29 protein-coding genes, 1 tRNA gene and 1 riboswitch are annotated in these 25,378 nt (G+C 42.1%); of the genes, 12 read left to right on the top strand and 18 right to left on the bottom strand.

Translation table 11 applies throughout. From position 1 onward, the window contains the following. Positions 1 to 26: 26 nt before the first annotated feature. From AC6I5A_RS08650 to AC6I5A_RS08700, 11 genes are all read right to left on the bottom strand, one after another. Positions 27 to 800 (bottom strand): hypothetical protein, encoded by a 774-nt coding sequence (locus AC6I5A_RS08650; protein WP_034614527.1) that lies wholly within the window; start codon positions 798 to 800, stop codon positions 27 to 29. A 21-nt stretch (positions 801 to 821) separates the two neighbouring features. After that, entirely contained in the window at positions 822 to 1,337 is a 516-nt protein-coding gene (locus AC6I5A_RS08655; RefSeq protein ID WP_034614530.1) for a Gx transporter family protein, read from the bottom strand. A gap of 63 nt (positions 1,338 to 1,400) precedes the next feature. Then, complete coding sequence (locus AC6I5A_RS08660; protein ID WP_052167978.1) at positions 1,401 to 1,793, bottom strand: NusG domain II-containing protein; 393 nt, start codon at positions 1,791 to 1,793, stop codon at positions 1,401 to 1,403. Beyond that, positions 1,765 to 2,796: an FAD:protein FMN transferase gene (locus tag AC6I5A_RS08665; protein ID WP_034614534.1), complete on the bottom strand. Its 1,032-nt coding sequence runs from the start codon at positions 2,794 to 2,796 to the stop codon at positions 1,765 to 1,767. Before AC6I5A_RS08665 ends, AC6I5A_RS08660 begins: the two co-directional genes overlap by 29 nt. A gap of 35 nt (positions 2,797 to 2,831) precedes the next feature. Then, positions 2,832 to 3,668 (bottom strand): RnfABCDGE type electron transport complex subunit B, encoded by an 837-nt coding sequence (gene rnfB, locus AC6I5A_RS08670; protein WP_034614537.1) that lies wholly within the window; start codon positions 3,666 to 3,668, stop codon positions 2,832 to 2,834. A gap of 18 nt (positions 3,669 to 3,686) precedes the next feature. Next, positions 3,687 to 4,268 carry an electron transport complex protein RnfA gene (locus tag AC6I5A_RS08675; protein WP_034614539.1) on the bottom strand — a complete coding sequence of 194 codons (582 nt, stop codon included), beginning with the start codon at positions 4,266 to 4,268 and terminating at the stop codon, positions 3,687 to 3,689. Continuing rightward, positions 4,268 to 4,894: an electron transport complex subunit RsxE gene (gene rsxE / locus AC6I5A_RS08680; RefSeq protein ID WP_034614542.1), complete on the bottom strand. Its 627-nt coding sequence runs from the start codon at positions 4,892 to 4,894 to the stop codon at positions 4,268 to 4,270. Before rsxE ends, AC6I5A_RS08675 begins: the two co-directional genes overlap by 1 nt. Before the next feature lies 1 nt (position 4,895). After that, complete coding sequence (locus AC6I5A_RS08685; RefSeq protein ID WP_034614545.1) at positions 4,896 to 5,468, bottom strand: RnfABCDGE type electron transport complex subunit G; 573 nt, start codon at positions 5,466 to 5,468, stop codon at positions 4,896 to 4,898. 9 nt (positions 5,469 to 5,477) lie between these two features. Continuing rightward, the gene (locus AC6I5A_RS08690; RefSeq protein ID WP_497900612.1) at positions 5,478 to 6,476 is read right to left on the bottom strand and encodes an RnfABCDGE type electron transport complex subunit D; all 999 of its coding nucleotides are present in this window, start codon (positions 6,474 to 6,476) and stop codon (positions 5,478 to 5,480) included. Then, entirely contained in the window at positions 6,477 to 7,790 is a 1,314-nt protein-coding gene (gene rsxC / locus AC6I5A_RS08695) for an electron transport complex subunit RsxC (protein WP_034614548.1), read from the bottom strand. A 20-nt stretch (positions 7,791 to 7,810) separates the two neighbouring features. Further along, a complete protein-coding gene (locus AC6I5A_RS08700) occupies positions 7,811 to 8,224 on the bottom strand; it encodes a SoxR reducing system RseC family protein (RefSeq protein WP_034614552.1) in 414 nt (137 codons plus the stop codon). Positions 8,225 to 8,525: 301 nt separating this feature from the next. Between AC6I5A_RS08700 and AC6I5A_RS08705 the strand changes: the two genes are divergently transcribed. Both AC6I5A_RS08705 and AC6I5A_RS08710 read left to right on the top strand, forming a co-directional pair. Beyond that, a complete protein-coding gene (locus tag AC6I5A_RS08705) occupies positions 8,526 to 8,891 on the top strand; it encodes a NifB/NifX family molybdenum-iron cluster-binding protein (RefSeq protein ID WP_034614584.1) in 366 nt (121 codons plus the stop codon). Between the two features lie 134 nt (positions 8,892 to 9,025). Next, positions 9,026 to 9,607, top strand: coding sequence for a DUF1847 domain-containing protein (locus tag AC6I5A_RS08710; protein ID WP_034614553.1), 582 nt, complete (start codon positions 9,026 to 9,028; stop codon positions 9,605 to 9,607). Between the two features lie 117 nt (positions 9,608 to 9,724). Here AC6I5A_RS08710 and AC6I5A_RS08715 read toward each other — a convergent pair whose 3' ends face one another. After that, the gene (locus AC6I5A_RS08715; protein ID WP_034614554.1) at positions 9,725 to 10,081 is read right to left on the bottom strand and encodes a DUF2680 domain-containing protein; all 357 of its coding nucleotides are present in this window, start codon (positions 10,079 to 10,081) and stop codon (positions 9,725 to 9,727) included. A gap of 298 nt (positions 10,082 to 10,379) precedes the next feature. On the opposite strand from AC6I5A_RS08715, the gene radC reads away from it, so the two are divergent. Together radC and AC6I5A_RS08725 are read left to right on the top strand one after the other, a co-directional pair. Continuing rightward, entirely contained in the window at positions 10,380 to 11,045 is a 666-nt protein-coding gene (gene radC / locus AC6I5A_RS08720) for a RadC family protein (protein ID WP_034614555.1), read from the top strand. A gap of 142 nt (positions 11,046 to 11,187) precedes the next feature. Next, entirely contained in the window at positions 11,188 to 12,579 is a 1,392-nt protein-coding gene (locus tag AC6I5A_RS08725) for a pyruvate carboxylase subunit B (protein ID WP_034614587.1), read from the top strand. A gap of 201 nt (positions 12,580 to 12,780) precedes the next feature. Here the strand turns inward: AC6I5A_RS08725 and AC6I5A_RS08730 are convergent, their stop codons facing one another. After that, positions 12,781 to 13,953: a phosphoribosylaminoimidazolecarboxamide formyltransferase gene (locus AC6I5A_RS08730; RefSeq protein WP_034614556.1), complete on the bottom strand. Its 1,173-nt coding sequence runs from the start codon at positions 13,951 to 13,953 to the stop codon at positions 12,781 to 12,783. A 40-nt stretch (positions 13,954 to 13,993) separates the two neighbouring features. Then, positions 13,994 to 14,070: riboswitch (ZMP/ZTP riboswitch) on the bottom strand. Between the two features lie 188 nt (positions 14,071 to 14,258). Here AC6I5A_RS08730 and AC6I5A_RS08735 point away from each other — a divergent pair. Then, a complete protein-coding gene (locus tag AC6I5A_RS08735) occupies positions 14,259 to 14,504 on the top strand; it encodes a zinc ribbon domain-containing protein (protein ID WP_034614557.1) in 246 nt (81 codons plus the stop codon). Between the two features lie 221 nt (positions 14,505 to 14,725). Here the strand turns inward: AC6I5A_RS08735 and AC6I5A_RS08740 are convergent, their stop codons facing one another. The 3 genes from AC6I5A_RS08740 to AC6I5A_RS08750 form a co-directional block, all read right to left on the bottom strand. Further along, positions 14,726 to 14,872 carry a small, acid-soluble spore protein, alpha/beta type gene (locus AC6I5A_RS08740; RefSeq protein WP_034614558.1) on the bottom strand — a complete coding sequence of 49 codons (147 nt, stop codon included), beginning with the start codon at positions 14,870 to 14,872 and terminating at the stop codon, positions 14,726 to 14,728. A 166-nt stretch (positions 14,873 to 15,038) separates the two neighbouring features. Continuing rightward, the gene (locus tag AC6I5A_RS08745; protein ID WP_497900613.1) at positions 15,039 to 15,665 is read right to left on the bottom strand and encodes a LysE family transporter; all 627 of its coding nucleotides are present in this window, start codon (positions 15,663 to 15,665) and stop codon (positions 15,039 to 15,041) included. 160 nt (positions 15,666 to 15,825) lie between these two features. Further along, a tRNA-Leu gene (locus tag AC6I5A_RS08750) sits at positions 15,826 to 15,912 on the bottom strand. Between the two features lie 86 nt (positions 15,913 to 15,998). Here AC6I5A_RS08750 and AC6I5A_RS08755 point away from each other — a divergent pair. The 6 genes from AC6I5A_RS08755 (at position 15,999) to AC6I5A_RS08780 (ending at position 22,801) form a co-directional block, all read left to right on the top strand. After that, positions 15,999 to 16,568 (top strand): UbiX family flavin prenyltransferase, encoded by a 570-nt coding sequence (locus AC6I5A_RS08755; protein WP_034614559.1) that lies wholly within the window; start codon positions 15,999 to 16,001, stop codon positions 16,566 to 16,568. 178 nt (positions 16,569 to 16,746) lie between these two features. After that, entirely contained in the window at positions 16,747 to 17,034 is a 288-nt protein-coding gene (locus AC6I5A_RS08760) for a phasin family protein (RefSeq protein ID WP_034614560.1), read from the top strand. 194 nt (positions 17,035 to 17,228) lie between these two features. Then, positions 17,229 to 18,905, top strand: a complete 1,677-nt coding sequence (locus AC6I5A_RS08765; RefSeq protein ID WP_034614561.1) for an ABC1 kinase family protein — start codon at positions 17,229 to 17,231, stop codon at positions 18,903 to 18,905. Positions 18,906 to 19,082: 177 nt separating this feature from the next. Then, positions 19,083 to 19,553 carry a spore coat protein gene (locus AC6I5A_RS08770; RefSeq protein ID WP_497900619.1) on the top strand — a complete coding sequence of 157 codons (471 nt, stop codon included), beginning with the start codon at positions 19,083 to 19,085 and terminating at the stop codon, positions 19,551 to 19,553. A 428-nt stretch (positions 19,554 to 19,981) separates the two neighbouring features. Next, complete coding sequence (locus AC6I5A_RS08775) at positions 19,982 to 22,450, top strand: heavy metal translocating P-type ATPase (RefSeq protein WP_034614564.1); 2,469 nt, start codon at positions 19,982 to 19,984, stop codon at positions 22,448 to 22,450. 150 nt (positions 22,451 to 22,600) lie between these two features. Beyond that, entirely contained in the window at positions 22,601 to 22,801 is a 201-nt protein-coding gene (locus AC6I5A_RS08780; protein ID WP_034614565.1) for a CopZ family metallochaperone, read from the top strand. Positions 22,802 to 22,962: 161 nt separating this feature from the next. Here AC6I5A_RS08780 and AC6I5A_RS08785 read toward each other — a convergent pair whose 3' ends face one another. Both AC6I5A_RS08785 and AC6I5A_RS08790 read right to left on the bottom strand, forming a co-directional pair. Beyond that, positions 22,963 to 23,160 carry an alpha/beta-type small acid-soluble spore protein gene (locus AC6I5A_RS08785; protein ID WP_034614566.1) on the bottom strand — a complete coding sequence of 66 codons (198 nt, stop codon included), beginning with the start codon at positions 23,158 to 23,160 and terminating at the stop codon, positions 22,963 to 22,965. 128 nt (positions 23,161 to 23,288) lie between these two features. Then, positions 23,289 to 23,747 carry a YbjN domain-containing protein gene (locus AC6I5A_RS08790; RefSeq protein WP_034614567.1) on the bottom strand — a complete coding sequence of 153 codons (459 nt, stop codon included), beginning with the start codon at positions 23,745 to 23,747 and terminating at the stop codon, positions 23,289 to 23,291. Between the two features lie 190 nt (positions 23,748 to 23,937). Here AC6I5A_RS08790 and AC6I5A_RS08795 point away from each other — a divergent pair, with 190 nt between their 5' ends. Continuing rightward, a complete protein-coding gene (locus tag AC6I5A_RS08795) occupies positions 23,938 to 25,074 on the top strand; it encodes a cache domain-containing protein (protein WP_034614568.1) in 1,137 nt (378 codons plus the stop codon). Positions 25,075 to 25,378 lie beyond the last annotated feature (304 nt).

A 25,378-nucleotide genomic window follows, 5' to 3' on the forward strand; every position in this document is an offset into this window, starting at 1 on the left:
AGTTCCACATTAAACTTATTAATGTTTTATAGTTCCAGGAATATCAAAACTGTAAGCAATAATAGAAAACTAAATAATGTAAAGATTTCTTTTCGGGAAATCTGAATATTATAAGTAAAATTATTCGGATTTGTTTGATCAACAAGTTTCTGGATCTCTTCTGTTTTATGCAAAGAATTCGCAATGTAAAATACTAATAGATTTGATATCTCTTTGAGCTTGGTCTTCAAACCCATACGCTTTTCTTTGAATATAGTACGTGCCTGTTCTACGGTATTATTCTGAAATTCACTCACGGACTCAGTAAGTTGAATTACTATACACATAATAATAGTTAGATATTTGGATACCGGAACACCCAAACTATTCAAGGGATTAAAAACTTTCTTGAGCATACCCAGAATTGCTTGAAGAGGAGTAGAACAAATATACAGGCTGCCTATATACCAGACAAAAAATATCTTGAGCATTCTCAAAAATGTTTCTGGGATAACTAAGTCGGAAACAAAGAGGGCATTAGAAAAAAGATAACCAAAAAGTATTGATAATAAGAGGCCGAAAGAATAGGGCAACATAAAAATAATTCCATAAGCAACTATGTTTTTCCAAAGAAATCGAAAATTACTACCCAACAAAAGTGTTGCCAGAAGTAAATAGAGAAAAATAATGAAGAAACTTACTTGCTTTTCACAGACGGAGGCTAGAACTGTAAGAATTAGGGCCAGACAGGCTTTTAGTCCGGCATCCAATTCAGCCAATAAGGAATTTTTGAGATTAATTTCGGATAAATAACTCAGCACTTTACTCACTTCCCCAAATAACTAGATAGAATCTGAAAGGATTCCTCTTTTCCTAATCTCACGTACAGTTAAATCGCTGATGCTCCCGGTTATTAACCCTGTGACGACCGATGAAACCAGGAGGATTGGAAGATAATATAAGAGGATCATCTCTTTTAGTATTAGTGAGGCCACAATTACTTGTGCCGTGTTATGTACTATAGCGCCGGCAATGCTAATTCCTTTGATACTGAAAATATTAAGCAGTTTTTTATAAAGCAGCCACATAATCAGGGCGCTTAAAAGGCCTCCGGACAGGCTAAAAGCCAGCATCATCAGCCCTTTACTCAAAACCGCCACAACAATACATCTCAGCAGAACAATCATCAAGACAGCCTTAAGATCCAAAAAAGCAATAGCGATGATGGTAATAATATTTCCCAGTCCGAGCTTGATTCCTGGTAAAGGAATAGGTATGGGAATAATTAATTCCAATAAAGAAATTAAAATGGCATTGCAAACCAGAATTATTATGACAGTATTTCGTTTAGTACTCATTTTTCTCCTTTTGTAAGAAAATAGCATTTTCAGGAGGGTTTGTGCTCTGAGGAGCATAGGGGTTTAGTAGGTAATACTGTCAAAATCCTTGCGATCGCCAACAATGGTGATGATCGTTGCCGAGGGCAAACATATGGCTTTGGCACCTGTTTTTGTCAGCCAACCGGTCTTCACACAAATCTTATCCAGGCAAGCTGATTCCGAAAACCGGATTTTCCCTTTTTCGGCGACAATCACCTGCTTGATACCATGATTATTGATATTAACATATGCAGGACCAGTAACAGTATTTAAATTGATGGATTTAATGACCTTTCCGTCTTGAGTTATTACTGCAGTAATAGCATCGAAGCTGCTTGGCGATGAATAAGTATTCCAGGCAAGCGTCAGAACGGCAATTATTACCATACAAAAGAATAAAAAAAGGTCACCCTTCTTGAATAACCGTATATTCATTATTTGCATCCTTTAATTGAAAATTTCCCTGCAATCCCTTGGTTAAATGGATCTTTTTATTCGTCGTTATAAAAATCGCTTCGGCCTGGCCATAACGTTTTACGAGGTCCAATCCCTTATCGAGTCCCAAGACAAAGCACGCCGTTGATAGGCCATCAGCTTCAGCAGACGAGGAGGCAATAATGGTAACGCTCATCAAACCCGATTCAGCCGGATAACCGGTCTGCGGGTCGATGATATGACAAAAGCGCTTGCCATCCTTTTCAAAATAGCGTTGATAATCCCCTGAGGTCACAACCGCTTTGTCCGTAACCTGAACAGCGCCAACGACTTCGCCGGTTTCGGATCTGGGATTTTGAATACCAATGTTCCAGGCGTTTCCATCCGGTTTATGGCCAAGCACTACAACATTTCCGCCCAGATTAATAAACGCAGATTTATGGCCATTTTTTTGATATATTGCTTTGGCAACATCACCGGCATACCCTTTGGCGATTCCACCCACATCGATTATTTGGCCGGGTCTTTGCAGGCATGCCATATTTCCTGCTTCATCGAGATGAATATCTGCATAATCAATCAGAGAAACTAAATCTTTCAAGGTTGCCTCCGTCGGGACCTGTGGATTGTCTGTACCGATACCCCAGGCTTTAACGACAGGTCCAACTGTTACATCAAAAGCACCCCCGCTTAACCCCGAAATTTTTCGGGCACTTTGCAAGACGCTCACAGTTCCCGGATTCAACTCTACATACCCTTTACCGGCGTTGCCATTAAGCTTGTTGATATCTCCGTCCGGAGCGTTAATAGTCAGAAGTGTTTCCAGATATTTTATCTTGGTTATTACTTCATCAGAGGTCTTTTGAGAATTTGAACCGTAGACTTCCTGTGAGATCACGGTCCCCATAGCAAAGGCGTCTGTTTCGTAGGGCTTAACTTGACCGCAGGATGTTGATAAAATCAATAGCATCGAAATAGCTAATATATGGATAATTTTCCTCATGCTGTCTCTCCAGACTATCAGTTGACTTTGGTCAATTAGAGGGAAGCCACTTTTCCGAATGGGCTGTGTTCGTATGCTTGGATTGCTTTAGTTGGGCACTTATCCAAACAAACCATTTGAGAGCATTTTTCTATACAGATATGTGAATTAACGACGGCCAGATTATTGACAATCTCGATGGCGCCATGCGGACATAATTTTTTGCATAAACCGCAACCGATACAAGCAGCCGAACAAATCTTGCGGGCAACGGCCCCTTTATCCTGCGAATTACAGACAACACCAACATGGGCGTCAGGCGGAATCATTTGAATTACCTTCTTTGGACAGGCACTTTCACACTTGCCACATCCTGTACATTTTGCCTGATCGACAACCGGCAATCCCTGAGCGTTGAGTTCAAGCGCCCCAAAAACACATTGTTTCACACATGTACCTAATCCAAGGCAACCATATTGGCAATTTTTTGGGCCGGAATGCAAGATATTCGCCGCAACACAATCCTGAAGGCCTGAATAGATATATTTTTGGGAAGAAGGATCAATTGGACTTGCGCATTTCACATAAGCAATTCTCGGCTCAAGCTCTTCCGGTTTTTTCCCAGTTAGTTCAGCTACCCTTTGGGCCACCGATTTTTTCCCCGGAACACAAAGACTGGGAGAAACATCCTTATTTAAAACTACCGCCTCAGCGTAAGCCTGACACCCCGCAAACCCGCAAGCGCCACATTGTCCTTTAGGCAAGACATCCTCAACCAAATGGATTAGCGGATTTAACTCTACGGCAAGCTTTTTATTCGCAAAGGCGAGAATAAATCCGAAGATAATTCCTATAACGCCCATGATGGCGAGAATGGAAATCATTGTACCCATTCGCTGATCGCCTCCTTTCTAAATGTTAATCATTCCTGAAAAACCAAAAAACGCTAATGACAGACAACCTGCCAGGATAAAAGCAATTCCCAAACCTTCAAGTGACTTGGGTACATCGGCAAGTCTCAACTTTTCCCTTAAACTTGCCATCAAAACAAGAGCTAACGCAAATCCAACTCCGGCGCCTAAAGCATTTACGGTACTTAAGGCAAAGGAATAGCTGGATTCAATATTAATAAGCGGAACACCGAGAATTACACAATTTGTTGCGATTAAAAGCAAGTAAATTCCCCACATTTTGTACAAAGCCGGGACATATTTTCGGATGATCATTTCCAGTAACTGCACAAAACTAGCGATCAGCAGAACTAAAACGACTAATTTTAAAAAAGTTAAATTTAATGGTACCAATACTAAATCATAGACAACCCAGGAACACATCGAACTAAGAGTCATGACAGCAGTAACCGCCATGCCCATTCCAACTGCAGCATTAACATTTTTGGATACTCCAAAGAAAATACAAAGACCTAAAAATCTCGTTAAGACAAAGTTATTTACAACTACTGCGCTAGCAAAGAGTAATAAATATTCTTGCATTATGCAGCTTCACCTCTAATTCCTTGACGTTTTTCCCAACGCTCATTGATTATTTTGACCAGGGCGACTAAATATCCGATCAAAATAAAGGCGCCTGGAGGCAGAATCATTATTAAGGCCGGTTGATAGGATTCTCCCATCACAGCAAATCCTAAGATGGTTCCATTCCCAAGCAATTCACGTATCGCACCGATGATTACCATTGCCAAAGCAAAACCACAACCCATGCCAAAACCATCAAAGAAAGAGCGAATCACTGAATTTTTGGAGGCAAACACTTCCGCCCGGGCTAAAATAATGGCGAATACAACTACAAGTTCAAGGTAAATGCCTAATTCTTTAAATAAAAGCGGGAAGTAGGCCTGAAGTAATAAGCTTGCAACGGAAACAATGGTGGCAATTGAAATAATATAAATTGGGACACGCACCTTAGGATTGACAAGCTTTCTGATTAGTGAAACAACAACATTGTTAGTTGACAAAACAAACATAACGGTGAGACCCATTGTTATGGCAGTTGCTACTGAAGATGTTACAGCCAAAGCGGGACAAAGGCTTAATGCCAGTACAAATATCGGGTTTTCCATAATTAAACCTTTGGAAAATATTTTCCATATTTCAGACATGTTATTGCCCTCCTTGTACGAAAACAGTAACTTCCTCAACTGCTTCTTGCACTGCTTTGGTAACTGCTCTTGATGTTATCGTAGAACCGCTAATAGCCTGAATTTTCCCATTTTCACTAGTCTTTGTTACATCTTCAAGTGGGTCAAGCTGCTCAACACTCTTGCCGGTAAACTGTCCGGCAAACGGTTCATCTTTGGCTTTATCACCCAGACCAGGTGTTTCCTTACTTTCAAGTATAGAATACTTTATAACCTTTTGATCAGGGCTAATCGCCACAAGCAGCTTAATTGCTCCTGAATAACCCTTGCTTTCGGCAGGTACAATGTAGGCAATAGTTTGGCCATCTTTCAAAGCTGCAGACCACTCAGGCTTACCTTCTATTGCTTGGAAATTATCTGCTGTTACCAGACTTTTCAGAGAGTCTTCTTTCAATTCGTCTTGTTTCGCTGCTGCCGTACTCGCAGTTAATGTATAGACGACGGCAATTATAAGCCCGGATATAAGACAAGCGCAGATAAGATTTAGAGCAATTTTTAATATACTGTTATTATTGCCGGTATGTTCCTGTGCCATTATATTATCTCACTTCCTTCCGAATCGCACTGGTTGTACAAAACGATCAATTAATGGTGTCACGCAGTTCATCAAGAGAATAGAGTAACAAACTCCCTCAGGATAACCTCCCGCAAGTCTTATCAGAACGGTTATTGCGCCGGCACCAACCGCAAAAATTATTTGGCCTTTTCTGGTTATCGGAATTGTAACCATATCCGTAATCATAAAAAACGCACCGATAATTAAGCCGCCGGCCATCATATGGAAGAGTGGGTCGCCGGTAAAAAACCCTTTGGGCCCGCATATCCAGGTTAGCAGCCCAACCGTACCAATCATCGCAACCGGGACGAGCCAGTCAATATAGCGCTTATAGATGAGTATTAATCCTCCTAAGACAAGTAATAAAACAGACGTTTCACCAATACTCCCGTTTCTTAGCCCCAAAAATAAGGACTCATACATATGCGACGCACTTCCAAACGAAGTGACTAAAGCATCATACCCCTGTTGTTTCAAGACGTTTAAAGGAGTAGCGCTGGTAACCGTATCTATTGTTGGAGACATGCTTGTCCAGGCTGTCATGGCCACTGGCCAGGAAACCATTAAGGCTGCTCTGCCAATATGAGCCGGATTAAAAATGTTAAACCCTAACCCGCCCATGGAATGTTTTGCGATCACAATCGCAATGAAAGAACCTACGATAGGAAGAAAGAACGGAACTTCAGGAGGCAAACACATTGCCAAAAGTAAACCGGTTATTAAGGCGCTGCCGTCACTGATTGTAATAGCTTTGTTCTGAATTTTTTGGACTAAAGCTTCAAAGAAAACAGCGGATAAACCACCAAGAGCCAATGTTCTCACAGCAGGCATTCCAAAGTGAAAAGCAGCGAAGATTATGGCCGGACATAACGCCAAGACTACAGTCCACATAATTTTCTGGGTAGAGTCAGCGGATAGAATATGTGGTGAGGAGGATACGTTAAGAAGACTTCTTTCGGCTTTTTCTGATTCATTCAGGACACTCATCTATTTACCCCCCTTAGCGGCTGAAACCTTGGCATATCGAAGATAGTGAACCAGTTTTCTTTTGGCAGGACAAACAAATGAGCAAGTACCACATTCCATACAGTCCAGCAGATGGTACTCCTCTTTTGCTTCTTCAAAAAGTCCTTTATCCGCCAAAGTGCTTAGCATACTGGGGTTCAAACCCATCGGACAGGCACTTACACAGCGGCCGCAGCGAATACAATTTGTATCGATTCCGCTATTGAGATCTTCCTTACTTAACGCAAGTATCCCGTTTACGCCTTTGATAATTGGCACTTCGGTTGTATATTGCGCTATTCCCATAAAAGGACCACCCATGAGAATTTTTTCAGGCTCAAAAATCAATCCTCCGCAGAGCTCAATGGCCTCGGCAAAGGGGGTACCAATTCTAAGTTTAAGATTTTTAGGTTCCTTAATTGCGCTTCCGCTTACGGTGACAATTCTTTCGAGAAGAGGTATTCCGTTTTGGACAGCATCGCAAACTGCAACCGCAGTACCAACGTTTTGAACTACCACGCCAACATCGAGAGGTAATTTTCCCGGGGGAACTTCACGCTTAGTCAAAGTTCTGATGAGTATTTTCTCGGCGCCGTGAGGATAGCGAGTTGGTATCGCAACTGCCTTAATGTTTGTTCCGGCCAAAGCTTCCGTCATTTTTTTAACAGCATCCATTTTGTTGTCTTCAATCCCGATGATAGCGGTTTCTACCGCTAAAATTTTCTTTAAGATCAAAATTCCTGTTACCAGCCGCCCGGTATATTCCAGCATCATCCTGTGATCCGCCGTTAAAAACGGTTCACATTCAGCTCCATTAATAATCAGGGTATCGATCACGGTACCCTTTGGGGGGAGAAGTTTGATATGAGTCGGAAAAGTTGCTCCCCCCAAACCAACTATGCCGGCATTTTTTATAATAGTAATCAGTTCATCGGCATCCAAGGCTTTCCAGTCGCGCTCAACCGGAATTCCTTCCGCCCATTGATCCAGACCATCACTCTCAATAGTTATCGCTAAGCATTCGCCTAATCCGGGGTGTGGCTTGTTCGAAACATCCACAACGGTCCCTGAAATAGTTGCATGAACATTACTTGACACAGGTGCGTCACTGGAGGCTATTATTTGTCCTTTTTTGACACAATCTTTTTTCTTGACAATAGGCGCACAAGGAACGCCAAGATGTTGTCGGACTGGTAGAATCACTTTGTCTGGCAATGGCCCACTTTCAATCACCTTACCTTCCGTAGGTGTTTTGTGCGTTTCAGGGTGAATCCCCCACCTGAATTTATTAAACATCAGAACATCTCCTTGAAAAGTCATTGAATTATTTTTACAATTTCCGGCATCTCAGTAGCTGATTGTAACGATATATCAAGCCGTTTGATGGCCAAAATTGCCAATAAACCGAAAACTACTCCGCCTATGGTCATGGGCAATATATCCGCAATTTTAAAAATGGACGCAAGAAAATAGCCAAGATATATTCCGCCCGCTACTGCTACCAGTGGTAAGATATAAACAGCAAAAGCGGCCTTAAGCATATTTTTTTCCTTAATTTCAAGGATGACTCTTTGCCCTGGTTTAGTGTCGAGGGTATTTAGGGCATCAAGAACCATCGCGTCTTCGCCCGGACACAAACCACAATTGCTGCAGTCACTATGTCTATTGATTTTCACTTTAGCTATTTCAGCAATTACTCCAATTACGACACCTTCAATACTATCTTTCATAGTTTTAACTCCCTTTTTTCCTAGATAACTTTCGCCGTTAACTGAATGGGCACCTTTGCAAATGCCAATTCGAGACAGCGTTTCATAAATTTCGGAAGTTTTCTTACATTATCTGCATAAATCGTATTAAACCTTTCTATATATCATTTATTATAGCATAAATACTCCATTTGTGTACTTGTGAAATTCAGGATAATCTTCTCTTAACTCCATTGATTTATCATACAACTTTGGATATTATTAAATTGAGCATATGCTCAAAAAAGGAGCTGATGAAATGTCAAGACGGCGTTGTTGTGGCCTGTCAAAAAAGATCGCAATTCCAACTAAAGGTGAGCTCGTGGATGCTCATTTCGGGAGGGCAGCGGGATTTACAGTGTTTGAAATTGAAGATAAAGAAGCCCGATTTGTAGAACTACTTAGTGCATCAGGTCTTCAGCATCAGCACGAAGGACTGGCAAGTATGTTTAAACGTAATGGAGTAGACGTGCTGGTTTGCGGAGGTATTGGCGGAGGCATGATTAATGGCCTCAAGGCGATAGGGCTGGAAGTAGTAACAGGAGCCTCAGGAAATGTGGTTGATGTGGCAAAGTCGTATGCTTCAGGTAATCTCACGAGTACCGGATCGGTCTGCCTTGAGCATGACCATGGGCATGCTCAAGGGTAGAGACACCAAACCTTGGTGTCTCTCATAGAATCCAGCGTATCCCCTTGGTATTTAGGGGGTTTTACTTTTTGGGGATACGACTGATTAGCGCTAGTGACGTTTGATAAACGATCTATATCCAGGGAGATGATCTGATGCAGTGCGCACGATGCGAACATCATAATTGCTACACTGGACAAAACTGCCTTGGTCTCCAATCTGCTGAAATCGAAGCAGTGTATGATCCAATTGACCGACAGCTCATGACGGCGGCAGCCAAAGTTGAAGGACGTTATTATATGCAGCTGTCGCGCCTGGAAGAAAGCGTAAAATTTGCCCAAGAGATGAGCTGTACAGTCATCGGTTTGGCCTTTTGTATCGGCTTAGCTACCGAAGCCAACTATATTGGGCAATATTTCCGGAAATTTTTCACCGTACACTCCGTATGCTGTAAAGTCTGTGGCTTGGATAAACACCGGCTTGGTCTGGAACAAATCCAAGCGGACCGCTTTGAAGCCATGTGTAATCCGGCTATACAAGCCAAACTATTAAATGACGCTAAAACTGAATTAAACTTCACCGTCGGTCTCTGCGTAGGACATGACATGATCTTCAACCGCCACTCCTCTGTTCCAGTATCCACACTCATAGTTAAAGACCGTTTGTTGGCCCACAATCCCTTGGGAGCCATTTATTCCAGCTATTGGCGCAATAAGCGCCTTGGTTTAACAGACTAAACAAAAGAAAGGACTTGGCTTATGTCAAGTCCTCCACTTTATTTTTAAGGGACTGTGTTTTCACACAGCCCCAATCGGGACAAGTTCCAGTTCATAATCTGTAAGGTTACTTATAGATTAAGTGTTACTTGGAGAAGGGCTCGTTGTGGGAGAGTCTTGAGCCTTGCGTTTGCACTCTTTGTTAAAGCCCTGACCGTGTTTCTTCCCAAAGCCAGTGTATTGTCCCTTAGCAAAGTCTTCTTCAATCTGCTGTTGACGCTTCTCGATGAAGGTTTTAATCTTGGCGGACTTCTCCTGATCGAGAAGGCCTGCTTCCAATTGTTTGTCCACCATTTGCTTTTTCAGCGTATACATTTGTTGGTTTAACGCTTTAAGCTCATCAAGTTTGGCAGGATCTGGCGCGGCTAAGCTCGTTCCAGCGCTCAAAGCCAGGAAAGCAAAGGTTAGCAAACTCACTGCAAACTTTTTCGACATTTGCACTCCTCCTTATAGTTTAGTTTAACTGGAACGTATCCTATAATGCCCAATTTAAGAGGAGAACATGATAAGAATTTGTCAAGAATTTGTGAATATATTTTTCGAAGTCCCTGTGTTTATTAGATTGAGCATAGTACCCAATAGGCTTTCTTTATCATTTGTCAGAGAGTTGGGACGCTCTTGTGTTGTCTACATAAAATAATTGTTAATTCGGAAGGAATAATTAGGAAGCATGTTGAAGTGTTTGCTCAAGACTTCGTCAGGGAAGTTAACACGAAAGGAATGACGTTGTTCCATGCATGAAGGACACAGAAGCAGATCGAAAAATAGATTCCTCGAAGAAGGACTGGACGGCTTTGAAGATCATGAAATTCTAGAACTTCTGTTGTTTTATGCCATACCCAGAAAGGACACCAACGAACTCGCCCATTCCTTGATTAATAAATATGGTTCTTTGTCTGGAGTTTTGGAAGCCGACCCTAAAGATTTGGCTAAGACTCCGGGTTTAGGAGAGAACTCAGCTATTTTACTAGCGCTTATACCTTCTCTGGCACGTATTTATCTTAAAGATCGTTGGGGAACAAGACCTACCCTCGATAGCACTGCCAAAGCGGGGGAGTATGTCCTAACGCTTTGTGCGGGAAGAACCTATGAAGTTTTTTATCTGATCTGTCTGGATGCCCAACATAAAGTTATATATCCGGCGCTTGTCCATGAGGGGACCATTGACCAAGCGCCGGTTTACCCAAGGGTCATTGTGGAAACGGCCTTGAGACATAAAGCCCACAGTGTCATTCTGGCTCACAATCACCCTGGAGGGAGTCCCACTCCTTCGCCGCAAGATATTGAAGTAACGAAAAGGATTCAAGTCGCTTTAGAACAGATTTCCATATCCGTGCTTGACCATATAATTGCTTCAGGAGAAGACTACGTTAGTTGTGCAGAAAAAGGATTACTGTAACGGATAAACCATATTGCAGATGCCCCGCGCTCATGAATATTGTATTATTCTTGAATATTCTAATATTTATGCTAGCATAGATGTATGTTAGCTCACAATACTTAAATAAGTTTCATATACAAGAGAGAGCGAGGTGAAAAAAATGAGAAAAGTAAATTTTACAGAAACCGTCTTAAGAGACGGTAACCAATCATTGATCGCGACAAGATTGGCTTTTGAACAATTTGCCTCTATTCTCAAGGAATTTGATAACGTTGGCTACTACTCCTTAGAATGTTGGGGAGGAGCAACTTTTGACTCCTGTCTAAGGTTCCTCAATGAAGACCCATGGGATAGACTGAGAAAAATTAAAGCAGTTGTGAACAAAACACCCTTACAAATGCTTCTTAGGGGCCAAAACATTCTGGGTTATAAACACTACCCTGATGACGTAGTCCGTAACTTTGTCAAGGCTGCTGTGGCTAACGGTATCGATATTGTCCGTGTTTTTGATGCCCTTAATGATTTAAATAATATTAAAGTCGCTATGGATGAAGTCAAGAAACAAGGAGCTCATGCTCAGGGAACCATTGTCTACACAGTGAGCCCTATTCACGATGTTAAGAATTACCGGAACTTGGCTAAACAGTTGGAGGAAATGGGTGCCGATTCTATTAGTATCAAAGATATGGCGGGCCTTTTAATGCCTCAGGTTGCCTTTGATCTCATAAAGGAATTAAAGCAAACTGTGAAATTACCGATCTACCTCCACTCCCACTGTACTAATGGAATGGCGGAAATGGCCTACTTAAAAGCAATAGAAGCCGGAGTAGACGGTATAGATTGTGCTATTTCTTCTTTCTCCAGCGGTACCTCCCAACCCCCTACGGAGACAATGTATTTCGCTTTAGAGAATGCCGGCTATTCTACCGGCTTGGACGTCAGTAAATTAAAAATTGTTAATGACTTTTTCAAACCAGTCAGGGAAGAGTTTATTTATTCCGGAATACTTGATCCTCAATTACTTACTCCTCAACCAGAAAGCTTGGTCTACCAGATTCCTGGCGGGATGTTCTCCAATTTAATATCCCAACTTAAAGAGAAAAATGCTATGGAAAAGTTGGATGCGGCACTTAATGAAGTCCCTAAGGTTCGAAAAGACCTGGGATATCCTCCGCTTGTAACTCCAACCAGCCAGATCGTTGGAACGCAAGCTGTCTTTAACGTCTTAACGGGTGAACGATATAAAATTGTTATTAAAGAAGTAATTAACTACTTTATGGGAGAGTACGGCAAGGTACCCGGACCGATTAACGAAGAGGTTGCTAAAAAAGCTCTTAAGAAAAAACAACCTTTGCCGGGAAGATATGCCGACACGTTAGAGCCTGCCTTTGAAAAGGCCAAAGAACAACTTAAGGATATTACTTCAAGCGATGAAGATGTCCTAAGCTATTTGTTGTTCCCGTCAATTGCTGAAGAATTTATCAAAAAGAAAAATGGAATTGTTAGTTATTCATCATCCTTAGAAACAATGCCCCATCGAAAGACCGGTTAATAATCGTAAGGTCCCGGTCTGCCACACTCTACCCCCGCCGCAATCTTCCGGGGGCATAGTCCGGATTGTAAGAGGTCTCATACTGAAATCACTTGCCAGATCGTCCCAAATTATGTACCCTATAGAATTTGGGACGATCTGAATATTCATATTGATGGATGAGCGAATATGTCACAAATCGACATTATCTTTGAAGGATAATTAATGGTGAAACAATCTGACTCCAGTAAAAGCCATAACTATGTTATATTTGTCACAGGTCGCAATTACATGGTCATCACGAATTGACCCGCCGGTCTGTGCAATAAATTCAGCACCGCTTTTGTGTGCCCGCTCAATATTGTCTCCGAAAGGGAAGAAAGCGTCGGATCCCAATGATACTCCTGTGAAAGTATCCAACCACCTTCTTTTTTCTTCATAGGTAAACGGAGAGGGTCTTTTTGTGAAAATTTCTTCCCAATAGCCTGGGGAAAGGATATCGGTATAATCTTCAGAGAGGTAGATGTCGATCGCATTGTCACGGTCAGGTCGCCGAATACTTTCCTTAAACGGGAGATTGAGTACCTTGGGATTTTGGCGCAAATACCATTTATCCGATTTATCACCTGCCAGACGTGTGCAATGGATCCTTGATTGCTGCCCGGCTCCAATTCCAATTGCCTGACCGTCTTTCACATAACACACAGAATTTGATTGCGTAAATTTCAGGGTGAGTAACGCGATTATCAGGTCAGTTTTTGCATAATTGGGGATTTCTTTATTTTGGGTTGGAATTTCTCGGAGCAATTCTTCCGAAATCTTAACTTCATTTCTTTCCTGTTCGAATGTAATTCCAAAAACGTTCTTTTGTTCAATCGGATTTGGTTTGTAATTTTCGTCGATCTGGATGATCGTATAACTACCTTTGCGCTTGTTTTTTAGAATGTCAAGTGCTTTTTCTTCATACCCGGGAGCAATAATGCCGTCCGAAACCTCCCTGGCAATGAGTGTTGCTGTGGAAACGTCACAAATATCGGATAAAGCGATGAAGTCGCCATATGACGACATCCTGTCTGCTCCTCTTGCCCTTGCGTAGGCTGATGCCTGAGACGACAACTCAAGATTATCCACAAAATATATTTTTCTTAAGGTTTCATTTAAAGGCTTTCCTATCGCTGCCCCGGCCGGGCTAACATGCTTAAAAGATGTGGCGGCAGTGTAACCGGTTGCCTGCTTAAGTTCTTTCACTAGCTGCCAACCATTAAAGGCATCTAATAAATTTATGTAGCCTGGATTTCCATTTAGAACCTTTACCGGCAGCGCACCATTTTTCATAAATATGCGTGCCGGTTTCTGATTGGGATTGCATCCATATTTTAGTTTCATTTCAGTCATAGCAGAAAAGCTCCTTTTTAATAAAATGCCAACTACCCAGGTCGTTTGCCCAGACGGTCGGCTCTTTCAATCATACTCCCTTGTGGTTATCCACATCCGTCAGTAATATGACTCTCAACAATTACTTTAGACTCAAAATGTATTATTGTCAATGATGTGCAGTTGAAGAATAGGAAAGTATGCGGTTAAAACGGCGGATACTACAATATATTAACTAAAATAATTATGATAACTCGTGATGATAAAACAGTGTAGTTTGTGTAGTCGCTGAAAGGGAAATTCACAGCTGCTAAAGGAGGAATCTAATGATGAAATATAAAAAATGCCAAAGTTGCGGAATGCCATTTTCAAATGATGGAAGCGAAGAAACTAAGAATCAAGTTTATTGTGGTCACTGTTATCAAAATGGTGTATTTACCTTACCGAGCATTACAGCTAATGAAATGAAACAACTCATGAAGAACAAAATTGTCGAGTTTGGTTTTCCAAGGTTAATAGCCGCATTATATACCCGGAATATTCATAAACTCGAACGATGGAAAAAGACCTAATACTTTGCCCCAAGGTTATCGATACATCCATACAGAGGCCAGATGGTGTTTATGAAGACTAGGTGATACGCCTTGTCCTCACTTTGTGAATTTGGCTTTATAGCGACGAGTTCAAGGTTGAACTGAAGATCATTCCGTGTATATAAAAAGGGAGTATCGCTGGCTACTCAAAAGTAGTTTTACGGCACTCCCTTTGATGATCTTGACAGGGATTTAATGATTTACCATTTACCTAAGCTTTCAAAAGTTTTCCTAACCATTTCTCCGCCAACAGAACCATTCTGGCGAGAAGTAGCATCCGGACCTAATTTAACATTCATTTGTGAAGAGATTGTGTTTTTGTCTACCGGTAATTTGTACTTAGCCATGATCAATAACCTCCTTTAATTTGTGAGCTTTTGATATTGAAGCTAAATTTAATTTACCCATATTGAAAACAGATATTCAAGGGAATTTTGGGTAATATCTGGGAAAAGTATTTGATTACATTTGATTACCTTCGTTTAACCCCCTAGGGTAATTGTTAAATGATACTCAAATCAGGATTATAATTGCTTTGTAAAGAAAACTGCCGCCAAAGAAAATTAAGAAACAGCCAAGCACAATAATGACAATCCGATACAGGGTTTCTTTAATAAATTTACGTGTTGTGCCAACGATTATGGAAATCAACCCGTACCATATAAAATCGGCTGCAATATGCCCTATATAGAACACAAATACTCCTGCGGCACCAAACGCTTTGTAAGCTTGCAGGAGAAAGCCGAGGCCAATAATAGCCCACCATATAAAAAAATAAGGGTTGGCGGCACTAATTACAATACCGGAAAGCAACATATTTCTTCCACTGGATTTGTTATTGTCCAATTCAATCTTAATTTTCTTCTTCAAGGAATTGAAGATCATATCAGAGCCCATGTAAATTAACGATAATCCACCAATGATACCAATACTGATTTGGGCAGAGTTAGATTGCAGAATAATGTCGAATCCCATAAATATCAAAGCAATTATAATAATCTCAAGTATCGCATGTCCCACAATTATAATAAATCCTGCATAGGGACCGTTATTTAATGATTGCTTAATAGTGTATGTGAGTAAGGGACCAGGCATCATGGAACCCGAGAAAGCTATTGTCAGGGCAGTTAAAAAAATCACAAATATAAAATATACCTTCTTCCAGATAATTCTTTTGCAGAGCCGCAAATATATAATATACTATGGAAAAAGAGACCATTAGCAAACATTAGTAAAAAGTGAAATAATAAAAAGAGAGATTACTAAATACTTTGTAAATCCCTCAATGTCTAGCTTTATATGGTGCGGTCGGGGGGACTTGAACCCCCATGCCCTTGCGAGCACTAGAACCTGAATCTAGCGCGTCTGCCAGTTCCGCCACGACCGCATAACAAAATTTATTATATGATGAGATTGAGAGTTTGTCAATAATTAAATTCGCCTATTGAAGGAGTTTGATGATGGAGGTGCCTTGTGAGAAAACATTTGATTGTTGGACTGACAGGGGCAAGTGGTTCAATCTATGCACTCACGCTAATTAATGTCCTCGCTGCAATGGACTGGCAGATTGAATTGGTCATGTCCTCGATCGGAGAAAAAATACTTGTCTATGAAACGGGAATCGAACGGGCGGCTTTGCCGGAAAACGTACATATCCATGAAAATACAAACCTGTTTTCTTCGCTGGCCAGTGGCTCTTATCGTACCCACGGGATGGTGGTGATCCCATGTTCGATGAATATGCTTGGCTTAATGGCGACCGGTACGGGAGAGCATCTTCTGGCACGAGCGGCACAAGTTACTTTGAAAGAACGCCGCCCGCTTGTTGTTGTCCCGCGTGAGATGCCTTACAATATTATTCATTTGGAAAATATGTTGCGGCTGGCACGAGCAGGCGCAACAATTATGGCTGCTTCGCCTGGATTTTATCACCATCCGAAAGAAATTCAGGATTTAAGCAATCATGTGGTCGGAAGAGTCTTGGATCAGTTTGGGATTGAACATACGCTTTATCAACGCTGGAGTGGGTTAGTTCCTTGTTGAAATCCAAGGGGATTATTTTTAAAATATGGATATATCCGAGAATAATTTTCCAAGTAAATAAGTTGAACCGTTTTAGTAAACAATCATAATGAACCCAAGAATATTAATAGGTTTCGGTCATTATAATCAACGAAGGCTAATCGTATATGGACTTTAACGGACAAAGGGGGAACCTGGCATGAAAGATCTGATTAACAAGGGGCTGGCTTTTGGTTTGGGATTAGCGGTAGTTAGTAAGGAACAGATCGAGAAGCTTGTAGACGAGTTAGTTAAAAAGGGGGATGTTTCTGCTGCTGAATCCAAGGAACTGGCACGTAAGTTGTTCGAAAAGGGGGAAGCAGAGAAGAAAGAAATGAATGCCCGTATTCATGAGCAAATGGAAAAGCTTCTCAGGGACTTTAATATTCCCACTAAAGCTGATCTGGAGCGTTTGGAGCAACGTATTCAAGACTTGGAAAACAAGTAAGCAAGCAAATACCAAACTAATAGAGGCCTGAATAGCGTTCAGGCCTCTATTAGTGGACTGGGTATTTGAAAACTTTCCAGCCTTAGTTTATCAGCTGAAATTTGGGAATTTATCCAGGGACCAGATAGACGATGAGCGTGATGCGATGTTCGGTCTTCGAAACTATGAACCGGGAATAAAGGGGACGTTTTCTTATGATTGGGAAAAGGATACGCCATATTAAACGCTATCGAGATGTTGCTAAGGTCCTAACCCGCCACGGTTTTGGGTTCTTTGTGGAAGAAATGGGACTTTTACATATGCTTTCCTTACCCAAACGGCTCTTTACGAATATGGAAGAGACTGATCCCATGACGGTCGGGGAGCGAATACGCCAGGTTATTGAAGAGCTTGGTCCGACTTATGTCAAGATTGGGCAGATTGCCAGCACTCGTGCAGACATCATTCCGGAAGAGATTTTAAAGGAACTGGAAAAACTTCAAGATAACGTTCCCTCATTTTCCTTTGAACAAGTTACCAGGATTATTGAAGAGGAACTCGGTTCCCCCTTGGAGGAGATTTTTGCTTGGATTAATGAGGGGGTGATTGCGGCGGCTTCCATTGGTCAGGTCCATCGTGCGCAGTTGCGGACCGGGGAGTTGGTTGCTGTTAAGGTGCAGCGCCCTCAGATCAAGACCATGATCGAAACTGACTTGGAAATTCTTCTGGATTTAGCCACTTTGGCGGAACACCGTATGGAACGGATGGAACGTCTTCAATTGCGAGATGTTGTTGAGGAGTTTGCCAGGTCGCTGCACAATGAGCTGGATTATAGCATTGAGGCTAGAAATGCTCAGAAAATGGCCAAACAGTTTGAGAACGATCCGACGATTCATATACCCGCGATTTATTGGGATTACTCAACTCGAACCGTTCTTACGATGGAATTGGTGGAAGGGGTGAAACTCAATCAGTTTGAGGAGATCGAAAAAAAAGGGTATGACCGGAAAGTCATAGCAGAACAACTTGTGCGGGCTCTCTTCCATCAGGTATTAATCGAGGGTTTTTTTCATGCGGATCCACATCCAGGGAATATTTTTCTTTTGCAGGGCGGTGTGGTTTCGTTTATCGACTTTGGTATGGCCGGTAGACTTACTTTTGATATGAAGCAAAACTTTGCTTCGCTGGTGATTGGTATGATGCACAAAAGTACGGGGAGTATGGTTAAAGCAATATTGCGAATCGGGATAATTCCGGCTGAGGTTAATTTACCTCTTTTGACCAACGATATCGATGAATTGCGGGAAAAGTATATGGATGTCCCCATGAGTCGTATCAGTCTAGGTGGGGCGATTAATGACCTATTTAAAGTTGCTTTTCGCCATCAAATCCGCATTCCTTCAGATTTCGCCTTATTAGCTAAGTGCTTCCTGACCCTGGAAGGGATCGTAGAAAAACTCGATCCCCAACTTAGCGTTATGGATATGGCTGAACCGTTTGGTATTCGCCTTCTTAAGGAACGCAACCGACCAAGCACGATCGCTGGGAGAATATGGCATGACATCTTGGATTATAGTGATCTTCTGGCGGATCTTCCCAGATATATGCAGGATTTAATTCAAAACTTGAAGCGAGGACGGATTCGCTTAGAAGTTAGCGTTCCGGGGTTTGATATTTTTCTGAGGAAATTGGACCGTATCACGAATCAGCTTTCCTTTAGTATTGTTTTGCTCGCGTTTAGTATTGTTATGGCTGCCCTCATTATTGCTTCGGCTTTAGGCCGCGAGCCCATCTTACTTTGGCAGATCCCGGCGATTGAAGTAGGGTTTACTATGGCTGCCCTCATGTTACTATGGCTGTTTATCTCTATTTTTAAATCCGGGAAGTTTTAGTTGGAGGGGCACTCGATCATCCTTGGGCAGCGTTTATCCGAGGATAGGGATATTAGGTTCATCGTACCAAATGAAAACATAAGAACACTACTTACATAGAAATCAAAATATGGTAAATAATATAATTAAAATAAGGAGGTGTTATATTTGCCACTGCAGCTATCCCAAAAGGAAAAAATGTTATTAATGGATCAAAGGACCCATGAGGAAACTTGTGTCGATAAATATGCGAAATATGCTAACCAGGCACAAGATCCACAATTAAAACAACTCTTCAATTCATATTCAGCTCAGGAGCAAGAACACTTAAATACGATAAACCAAATTTTAAACGGACAAATACCCAACGTAGGAGGGCAACAAAATCAATCTCAACAACAAGGACAACAACAAGGACAACAACAAATGGCAGGGGGATCCCCAATGCCCGCTTCTGTCCAAGGAAACTACAACCAAGAAGATGCTAAACTATGTAAGGATATGTTAATGACTGAAAAATATGTGTCCGGTACTTATAACACAGCAATTTTCGAGTTTAGGGACACTAAAATTCGTCAGGTTTTAAATCATATTCAAAAGGAAGAACAGCAACACGGAGAAGGAATCTTTCGCTATATGCAAGACCAAGGTATGTATCAAGTACAGTAAATATCATTAAGTAATAGAACTGTTTCTCAGGGTGAAAACAGTTCTATTATATTAATAACAAGGGATTCCCTGCGGACTTTGCTGCAGGAAGTCCATCAAGCGGAAGGGCCATGATTTTAACGAGGCTTTGCAATCGGGTACCCAGGTACTTGTGATGAACCAGGGGAAAATCCTGCAGTAAGGAGAACCTCTGGCCGTATTTGATAAGCCCGGTTCGTTCTTTGTGGCCGGTTTTCTCCAGGGTGAAAATATCGTTAAAGGCAGAATCGAAAGAGAAAATGGGGCATGCGGAGAAGAAAATATTTAAATATTGACATATGGAATAGGGGGGGTATAAAGTCTTCACTGGAGACTCATGTCACCGAAGTCACGATGTTTAAGCTTTAGCGAGAAGCGAGTTCACCAAGGTGCCCAAAGGGAGAAAAATAATGACTGAACAAATGATCAGAGAAGAAAAGGAAATTCAAGTTTACGGTATGACTTGTCAGCACTGTGTTAACCATGTCGCTAAGATCTTAGAAAAGTTTCCGGGTGTGGAACAGGTCCAGGTGTCATTGGAAGGTTCTAAGGCGGTCTTTGCTTGGGACCCGAAACAGGTCGATATGGCTGATATTCGTCTAGAAATCGAGGAAGCCGGTTATTCGCTGGACAAACCTGCCGAGGAAGATCAAAGTCCGGTTGATCTTGGTTATGCCGCTCTAAATGAAGACAGAAGAAAACAACAATTTAAAGTGAGTGGGATGACCTGCACAAATTGTGCCCTGGCGATTGAGAAAAAGCTTAAAGGTACGCGAGGTGTCCAAAACGCTGCTGTTAACTTTGCAAGTGAAACGGTTTCTGTTGAGTTTGATCCGGGCCTTGTTAATATGAAAGAGATCCTGGAGCAAGTGAGGGATGCCGGGTATACTCCCCTGGAGCACAAGGCTGAAAGCCAAGAGGACAACGCGCTTAAACTGCGCAATTGGCTCATCTTCAGTGCGGTTCTTGCTCTGCCTATTATGCCGCTCATGTTTCTCCCCATGACAGCGCCGATGATGTATACGATCCTTGCCTTGGCAACTATTGTCCAGTTTACGGCCGGTTGGGCATTTTATCGTAGTGCCTTCCATGCTTTGAAAAACCGCTCAGCCAATATGGATGTCCTGGTTGCCCTGGGTATTACAGCTGCTTATGGGTATAGTTTAATGACAACATTGCATATGTTCTTCCCAACGCTTTTCTTTGCAGGACCCAATTTTTTTGATACGTCAGCCTTGTTGATTACCTTTGTGCGTTTTGGAAAATATCTCGAGGCAAAAGCGAAAGGGCGGGCCGGTCAGGCCTTACAACGGCTGTTCGAGCTGCAGGCTGATCAAGCGCGCCTGCTTGTAAATGGGAAAGAAAAGGAAGTAGCAGCCTCAGATCTAAAGATCGGTGATATTGTCAGCGTTAAATCCGGAGAAAGAATACCGATAGACGGCGAGATTGTGGAAGGACAAGCCAGCATTGACGAGGCCATGCTTACCGGGGAATCCATTCCCGTCGATAAGGCAGTAGGAGATCCTGTGATCGGGGCGACGATTAATCGATCGGGAAGTATTAAAGTAAAAACCACCAAAACAGGTAAGGATACGGTACTTTCCGGGATTATCAAAATGGTGGAAGATGCCCAGGGGGTAAAACCTCCGATTCAACGCCTGGCGGATACCATTGCCAATTACTTTGTGCCAGCGGTGGTCTTTTTAGCGCTCATTACCTTTTTGGTCTGGTATTTTGCATTGCAAAGTACGTTCGTTTTTGCCTTTACAGCCGCTATAGCTGTTTTAGTGATCGCTTGTCCCTGTGCTTTGGGGCTGGCTACTCCTACAGCTATTATGGTGGGCAGCGGGGTAGGGTTAAATCGCGGTATCTTATTTAAATCCGCAGCTGTACTCGAAGGGATTGCGCACTTACAAGTGATTGGGTTTGATAAAACGGGGACGTTGACCAAAGGAACTCCCGCTGTAACAGATATAATACCTTATTCCTCTTATTCAAAACAGGATGTTCTCAAAATTGCGGGAGCAGGTGAAAACCCATCCATTCATCCCTTGGCCCAGGCTGTTGTTGCAGAGGCTAAGCAAGAACGGCTTGACATTCAAGAAGTGACGAATTATCGGGAAGAGGGGGGCTATGGGGTTACCTGCGCCTTGGAAGGGCAGACGTTACTTATTGGCAATATTAAGCTGATGCACTTGCACAGTATAGATGTTCAGGAAGCTGAACAGGATTTTCAGCGCCTGGCTGAAGCGGGCAAAACGACCAGTTTTATTGCTTTAGGCGGCCGGGTGATCGGGCTCATCGCTCTGGCGGATGTGGTTAAAGAGAGCACCAAAGAGGCGATTAACAGGCTGCATCAGTTAGGCTCAAAGACCTTAATACTTACGGGGGATAATGAAAAAGTCGCCCATATGGTCGGAGAGCAGATCGGAATTGATGAGGTTATTGCCGAAATATTACCGCAAGATAAAATTAATATTATCAAGAAATATCAAGACCAAGGTTTCAAGGTGGCGATGGTGGGGGATGGAATTAATGACGCCCCGGCCTTAGCCCAAGCAGATATCGGAATTGCCATCGGCTCAGGAACCGATGTGGCCAAGGAAACAGGGGATGTGGTGTTAGTCCGTAATGATCTCCTTGATGTGGAACGGGCTATTCGTTTAGGGCGAAAAACGCTCGGAAAAATTAAGCAAAACCTTTTCTGGGCCTTGATTTACAATACCATTGGAATCCCGATAGCCGCAGGCGTCCTGTATCCCTTAACCGGGGAACTATTACCGCCCGAGTGGGCAGGACTAGCCATGGCCTTCTCCTCCGTGTCCGTAGTTGCCAGTTCGCTGATGTTGAGAAGGTATGACCAGAAACTAGAGGGTTAGTCTTAAGAGAGAATTTGGGGAGCAGAGTTAGTTTTCCTCTGCCGGCAATTGAAAGTGCTTTAGAGAATAAGTATAAAAATATTACTGAAGTTAATTGTCATCTGGCATCAGGCCTCTGATCTCTGGCTTCTGAAAGCGGAGGTGAATAAAATGAGCCGAACCATTCTTAAGGTTGAAGGCATGACTTGTACCCATTGCAAATTGAGAGTTGAAAAAGCGCTTCTTGTGGTAAGTGGTGTGGAAAGTGTTAAAGTCGATCTCGCGTCCAATGAAGCCCTTGTAACGGGAGATGCTGAACGTACAAAACTCATTAAAGCTATTGAAGATGCTGGGTATACCGTTGAAAAATAGGGAATTATACCCGCCTAATGAACGAACTGGCTTCCGTATGTGAATAGGTGGGCAGTATGCTGACATATTAATAATGCTTTATAACGAAAATAATAAGAGAAAATAATGAAGAGGGATATCTTTTCAATATCCCTCTTCACCTTTTGGAAACCTGATCAATGCTAGATTCTGCTTCCACCCTTGAGGTGTTCTTCAGCGAATTGAATCATCCGTTTGGTCATTTGGCCACCGACAGAACCGTTTTCACGACTAGTGCGGTCACCACCAAGTTGTAGGCCCATTTCATTTGCTACTTCATACTTAAATTGATCCAATTTTTGTGAAGCACCTTGAGCAGCTGGTGTATTATTGTTTGCCATGATAGGTACCCTCCTTTAAATGTTTGTGTACCGAAACATTCTTATTATGTGTTAGAGAAATTAAATTACTCAGGTAATTATTGTTTAAAAATAGAGAGCCTTCCTATTCTGGATACAATAAATGATGTTTAATTATCCTGCTCAGCGCAAAAAGCAGCGGCCTCTTCTGCGCTGTAATCCCCGTATACAAGTTTCATTAAACCAGGATAATATGTGTCAAATCTAAGAACACCGTTCCAAACAATATTTAGTACCTGCTCTTTGGAAGGTTCTGCATCAGCCAGATCAAGGTACGTGCGATACCTGATTTCTCCGTTATCCATATCCATTTCAAAATTACCATTGGCAAGTTCATAGTTAACACGACACATGAAATCACAGACTTCAAGACGTTTGGAGGGAGGGATTTTTTGTTTAATATGCGTGTTACAGAGTAAGGATTCTTGCTCTTCATCAACAAGAAGGAAAGCATGGAAATCAGAATTAACGCCTCGGATCTCAAGTTTGATAATTTCATTTTTATTGTCAAAATCGAATTCCCAGCCATTTTGAGTTAGGATCTCATAGAGCACCCGAAACAAGGACATGGTTACCATCCTCCTATATCTGAGCTTTGAGCTTTTGCCTTCTTGTCTTGCATACAGATTCAACGTGGGGGCGGTTAATTCCTTCCCGTAATGGGGTGCTTATTCAAAAATATACTTTCCCAAAAAAAGAGGCTTTTTATTTTAGATCGCGAATAAGATTGAGATAATGATCTCCGAGGAGGTATAATATTTGCATTCACTAAAACATAAAATTCTTTTCCTGCTGCTTAGTTCACTGTGTGTTTTGGCTGTGAGTTTAATCGTAGTATTCGGGTGGCATATGCGTGTGCGGGCGGTGGATGCAGCAATTATTAAGGCAAATACAGATTTAACAATGGGTATGGAAATCATTAATCTCACCAACCCTGGTCCCTGGCATGTACAAGATGGCATGCTTTACAAAGGACAAACTCAAATTTCCCATAACGCGGAACTTGTAGATCATTTAGCTGATTTAACCGGCGATACAGTAACTTTATTTCTCGGAGATACCCGCATCGCCACCGCTGTACGCAGTGCAAATGGAGAGAGAGCGATTGGAACAAAGGTGTCGGATATTGCTGCTCAGACCGTTTTAATAAAAGGCCAGACTTACCTTGGTGAAGCGGATGTCGTTGGGGAGCTTTACCAGACAGCCTACGAACCCATTCGTGACGCAAATGGGGATATTATCGGAATCTTCGGCGTTGGAATTTCTCGAAGTTACGCACAGGAATTTATATCTTATTCGCTAATTCAATTGGCTTTATTCGGCTTGGGATTGACCCTGATTGTTGGTTTAGTAACTTATTTTTTTAGCCGGAAAATCGTCATTAGTCTATTACATGAAACTACGTTTGGGTCGCGGAATGTAGCCACCCAACAAGCTGCTGAGGAAGTCAATGTATCTGATGCCGGAGAGATCCGTGACCTGGTGGTTGCTTTTAACCAAATGGTGGAACGATTTGAGGGCATAGCTGACGAAATGAGTCAAGTTATTATCCCAAAGGTCGCAAAAGTGGAATATTTACCTTTGGCGGATGTCAAAATGGAAGAGGCCGATGGAATCCTGAATGATCTTATCAAGCAATGTTGCCTTGGACAACAAGGTTTGCCCAAAGGGTTGAATCAACTCACCCTAAAGCAAATTATCTCTTATTTGCGTGAGACGAACGAACAGGTTTCAGCAGAAAAAGTCGCGGAGGGTGTTAATCTTACAAGGGTAACAGTTCGCAGATATCTGGAATTCCTGGAACAATGTGGATTTCTGACAACAGAGTTAAAATATGGAACAGTAGGGAGACCGGTTAAACTGTTTCAGCCGGTACGCGATTTAATGCAACAATAGGTTAAGATTATTGGCATTCGATCTACCTCCGGCGGTCACTTCTCGTCATTCTTAAGCTCCAGGGATATTTGGTCATCCTTGGTTAGTTTTGGTCGGCCTTGGTCTTGTTCATTCTTGGTCATTCTTGGTCATTCTTGGTTAGCCTTGGTTAGCCTTTGGTCATCACGTGAGGGCTTGGTGCCGGCAAAGTTTTTTTTATGTACATGGCGCTTTTTTTTAATTTACATAATGAACACAATGGTGACTGAATGTTCAAAAAGAGATAAGCTGTAAAAGTAGAATGAGAAAATTTAAATAAAGTGAA

It is taken from the genome of Desulfosporosinus sp. Tol-M2, assembly GCF_059735615.1.

Bases quoted from the DNA above. Each gene is read 5' to 3' on its own strand.
- AC6I5A_RS08775 (WP_034614564.1), top strand. From the start codon at position 19,982: ATGACTGAACAAATGATCAGAGAAGAAAAGGAAATTCAAGTTTACGGT.
- AC6I5A_RS08790 (WP_034614567.1), bottom strand. From the start codon at position 23,747: ATGTCCTTGTTTCGGGTGCTCTATGAGATCCTAACTCAAAATGGCTGG.
- AC6I5A_RS08700 (WP_034614552.1), bottom strand. From the start codon at position 8,224: ATGAAAGATAGTATTGAAGGTGTCGTAATTGGAGTAATTGCTGAAATA.
- AC6I5A_RS08725 (WP_034614587.1), top strand. From the start codon at position 11,188: ATGAGAAAAGTAAATTTTACAGAAACCGTCTTAAGAGACGGTAACCAA.
- AC6I5A_RS08780 (WP_034614565.1), top strand. From the start codon at position 22,601: ATGAGCCGAACCATTCTTAAGGTTGAAGGCATGACTTGTACCCATTGC.
- AC6I5A_RS08760 (WP_034614560.1), top strand. From the start codon at position 16,747: ATGAAAGATCTGATTAACAAGGGGCTGGCTTTTGGTTTGGGATTAGCG.
- AC6I5A_RS08785 (WP_034614566.1), bottom strand. From the start codon at position 23,160: ATGGCAAACAATAATACACCAGCTGCTCAAGGTGCTTCACAAAAATTG.
- AC6I5A_RS08765 (WP_034614561.1), top strand. From the start codon at position 17,229: ATGATTGGGAAAAGGATACGCCATATTAAACGCTATCGAGATGTTGCT.
- AC6I5A_RS08710 (WP_034614553.1), top strand. From the start codon at position 9,026: ATGCAGTGCGCACGATGCGAACATCATAATTGCTACACTGGACAAAAC.
- rnfB (WP_034614537.1), bottom strand. From the start codon at position 3,668: ATGGGTACAATGATTTCCATTCTCGCCATCATGGGCGTTATAGGAATT.
- AC6I5A_RS08655 (WP_034614530.1), bottom strand. From the start codon at position 1,337: ATGAGTACTAAACGAAATACTGTCATAATAATTCTGGTTTGCAATGCC.
- AC6I5A_RS08685 (WP_034614545.1), bottom strand. From the start codon at position 5,468: ATGGCACAGGAACATACCGGCAATAATAACAGTATATTAAAAATTGCT.
- AC6I5A_RS08770 (WP_497900619.1), top strand. From the start codon at position 19,083: ATGTTATTAATGGATCAAAGGACCCATGAGGAAACTTGTGTCGATAAA.
- radC (WP_034614555.1), top strand. From the start codon at position 10,380: ATGCATGAAGGACACAGAAGCAGATCGAAAAATAGATTCCTCGAAGAA.
- AC6I5A_RS08730 (WP_034614556.1), bottom strand. From the start codon at position 13,953: ATGACTGAAATGAAACTAAAATATGGATGCAATCCCAATCAGAAACCG.
- AC6I5A_RS08690 (WP_497900612.1), bottom strand. From the start codon at position 6,476: ATGAGTGTCCTGAATGAATCAGAAAAAGCCGAAAGAAGTCTTCTTAAC.
- AC6I5A_RS08715 (WP_034614554.1), bottom strand. From the start codon at position 10,081: ATGTCGAAAAAGTTTGCAGTGAGTTTGCTAACCTTTGCTTTCCTGGCT.
- AC6I5A_RS08675 (WP_034614539.1), bottom strand. From the start codon at position 4,268: ATGCAAGAATATTTATTACTCTTTGCTAGCGCAGTAGTTGTAAATAAC.
- rsxC (WP_034614548.1), bottom strand. From the start codon at position 7,790: ATGTTTAATAAATTCAGGTGGGGGATTCACCCTGAAACGCACAAAACA.
- rsxE (WP_034614542.1), bottom strand. From the start codon at position 4,894: ATGTCTGAAATATGGAAAATATTTTCCAAAGGTTTAATTATGGAAAAC.
- AC6I5A_RS08665 (WP_034614534.1), bottom strand. From the start codon at position 2,796: ATGAGGAAAATTATCCATATATTAGCTATTTCGATGCTATTGATTTTA.
- AC6I5A_RS08735 (WP_034614557.1), top strand. From the start codon at position 14,259: ATGATGAAATATAAAAAATGCCAAAGTTGCGGAATGCCATTTTCAAAT.
- AC6I5A_RS08740 (WP_034614558.1), bottom strand. From the start codon at position 14,872: ATGGCTAAGTACAAATTACCGGTAGACAAAAACACAATCTCTTCACAA.
- AC6I5A_RS08660 (WP_052167978.1), bottom strand. From the start codon at position 1,793: ATGAATATACGGTTATTCAAGAAGGGTGACCTTTTTTTATTCTTTTGT.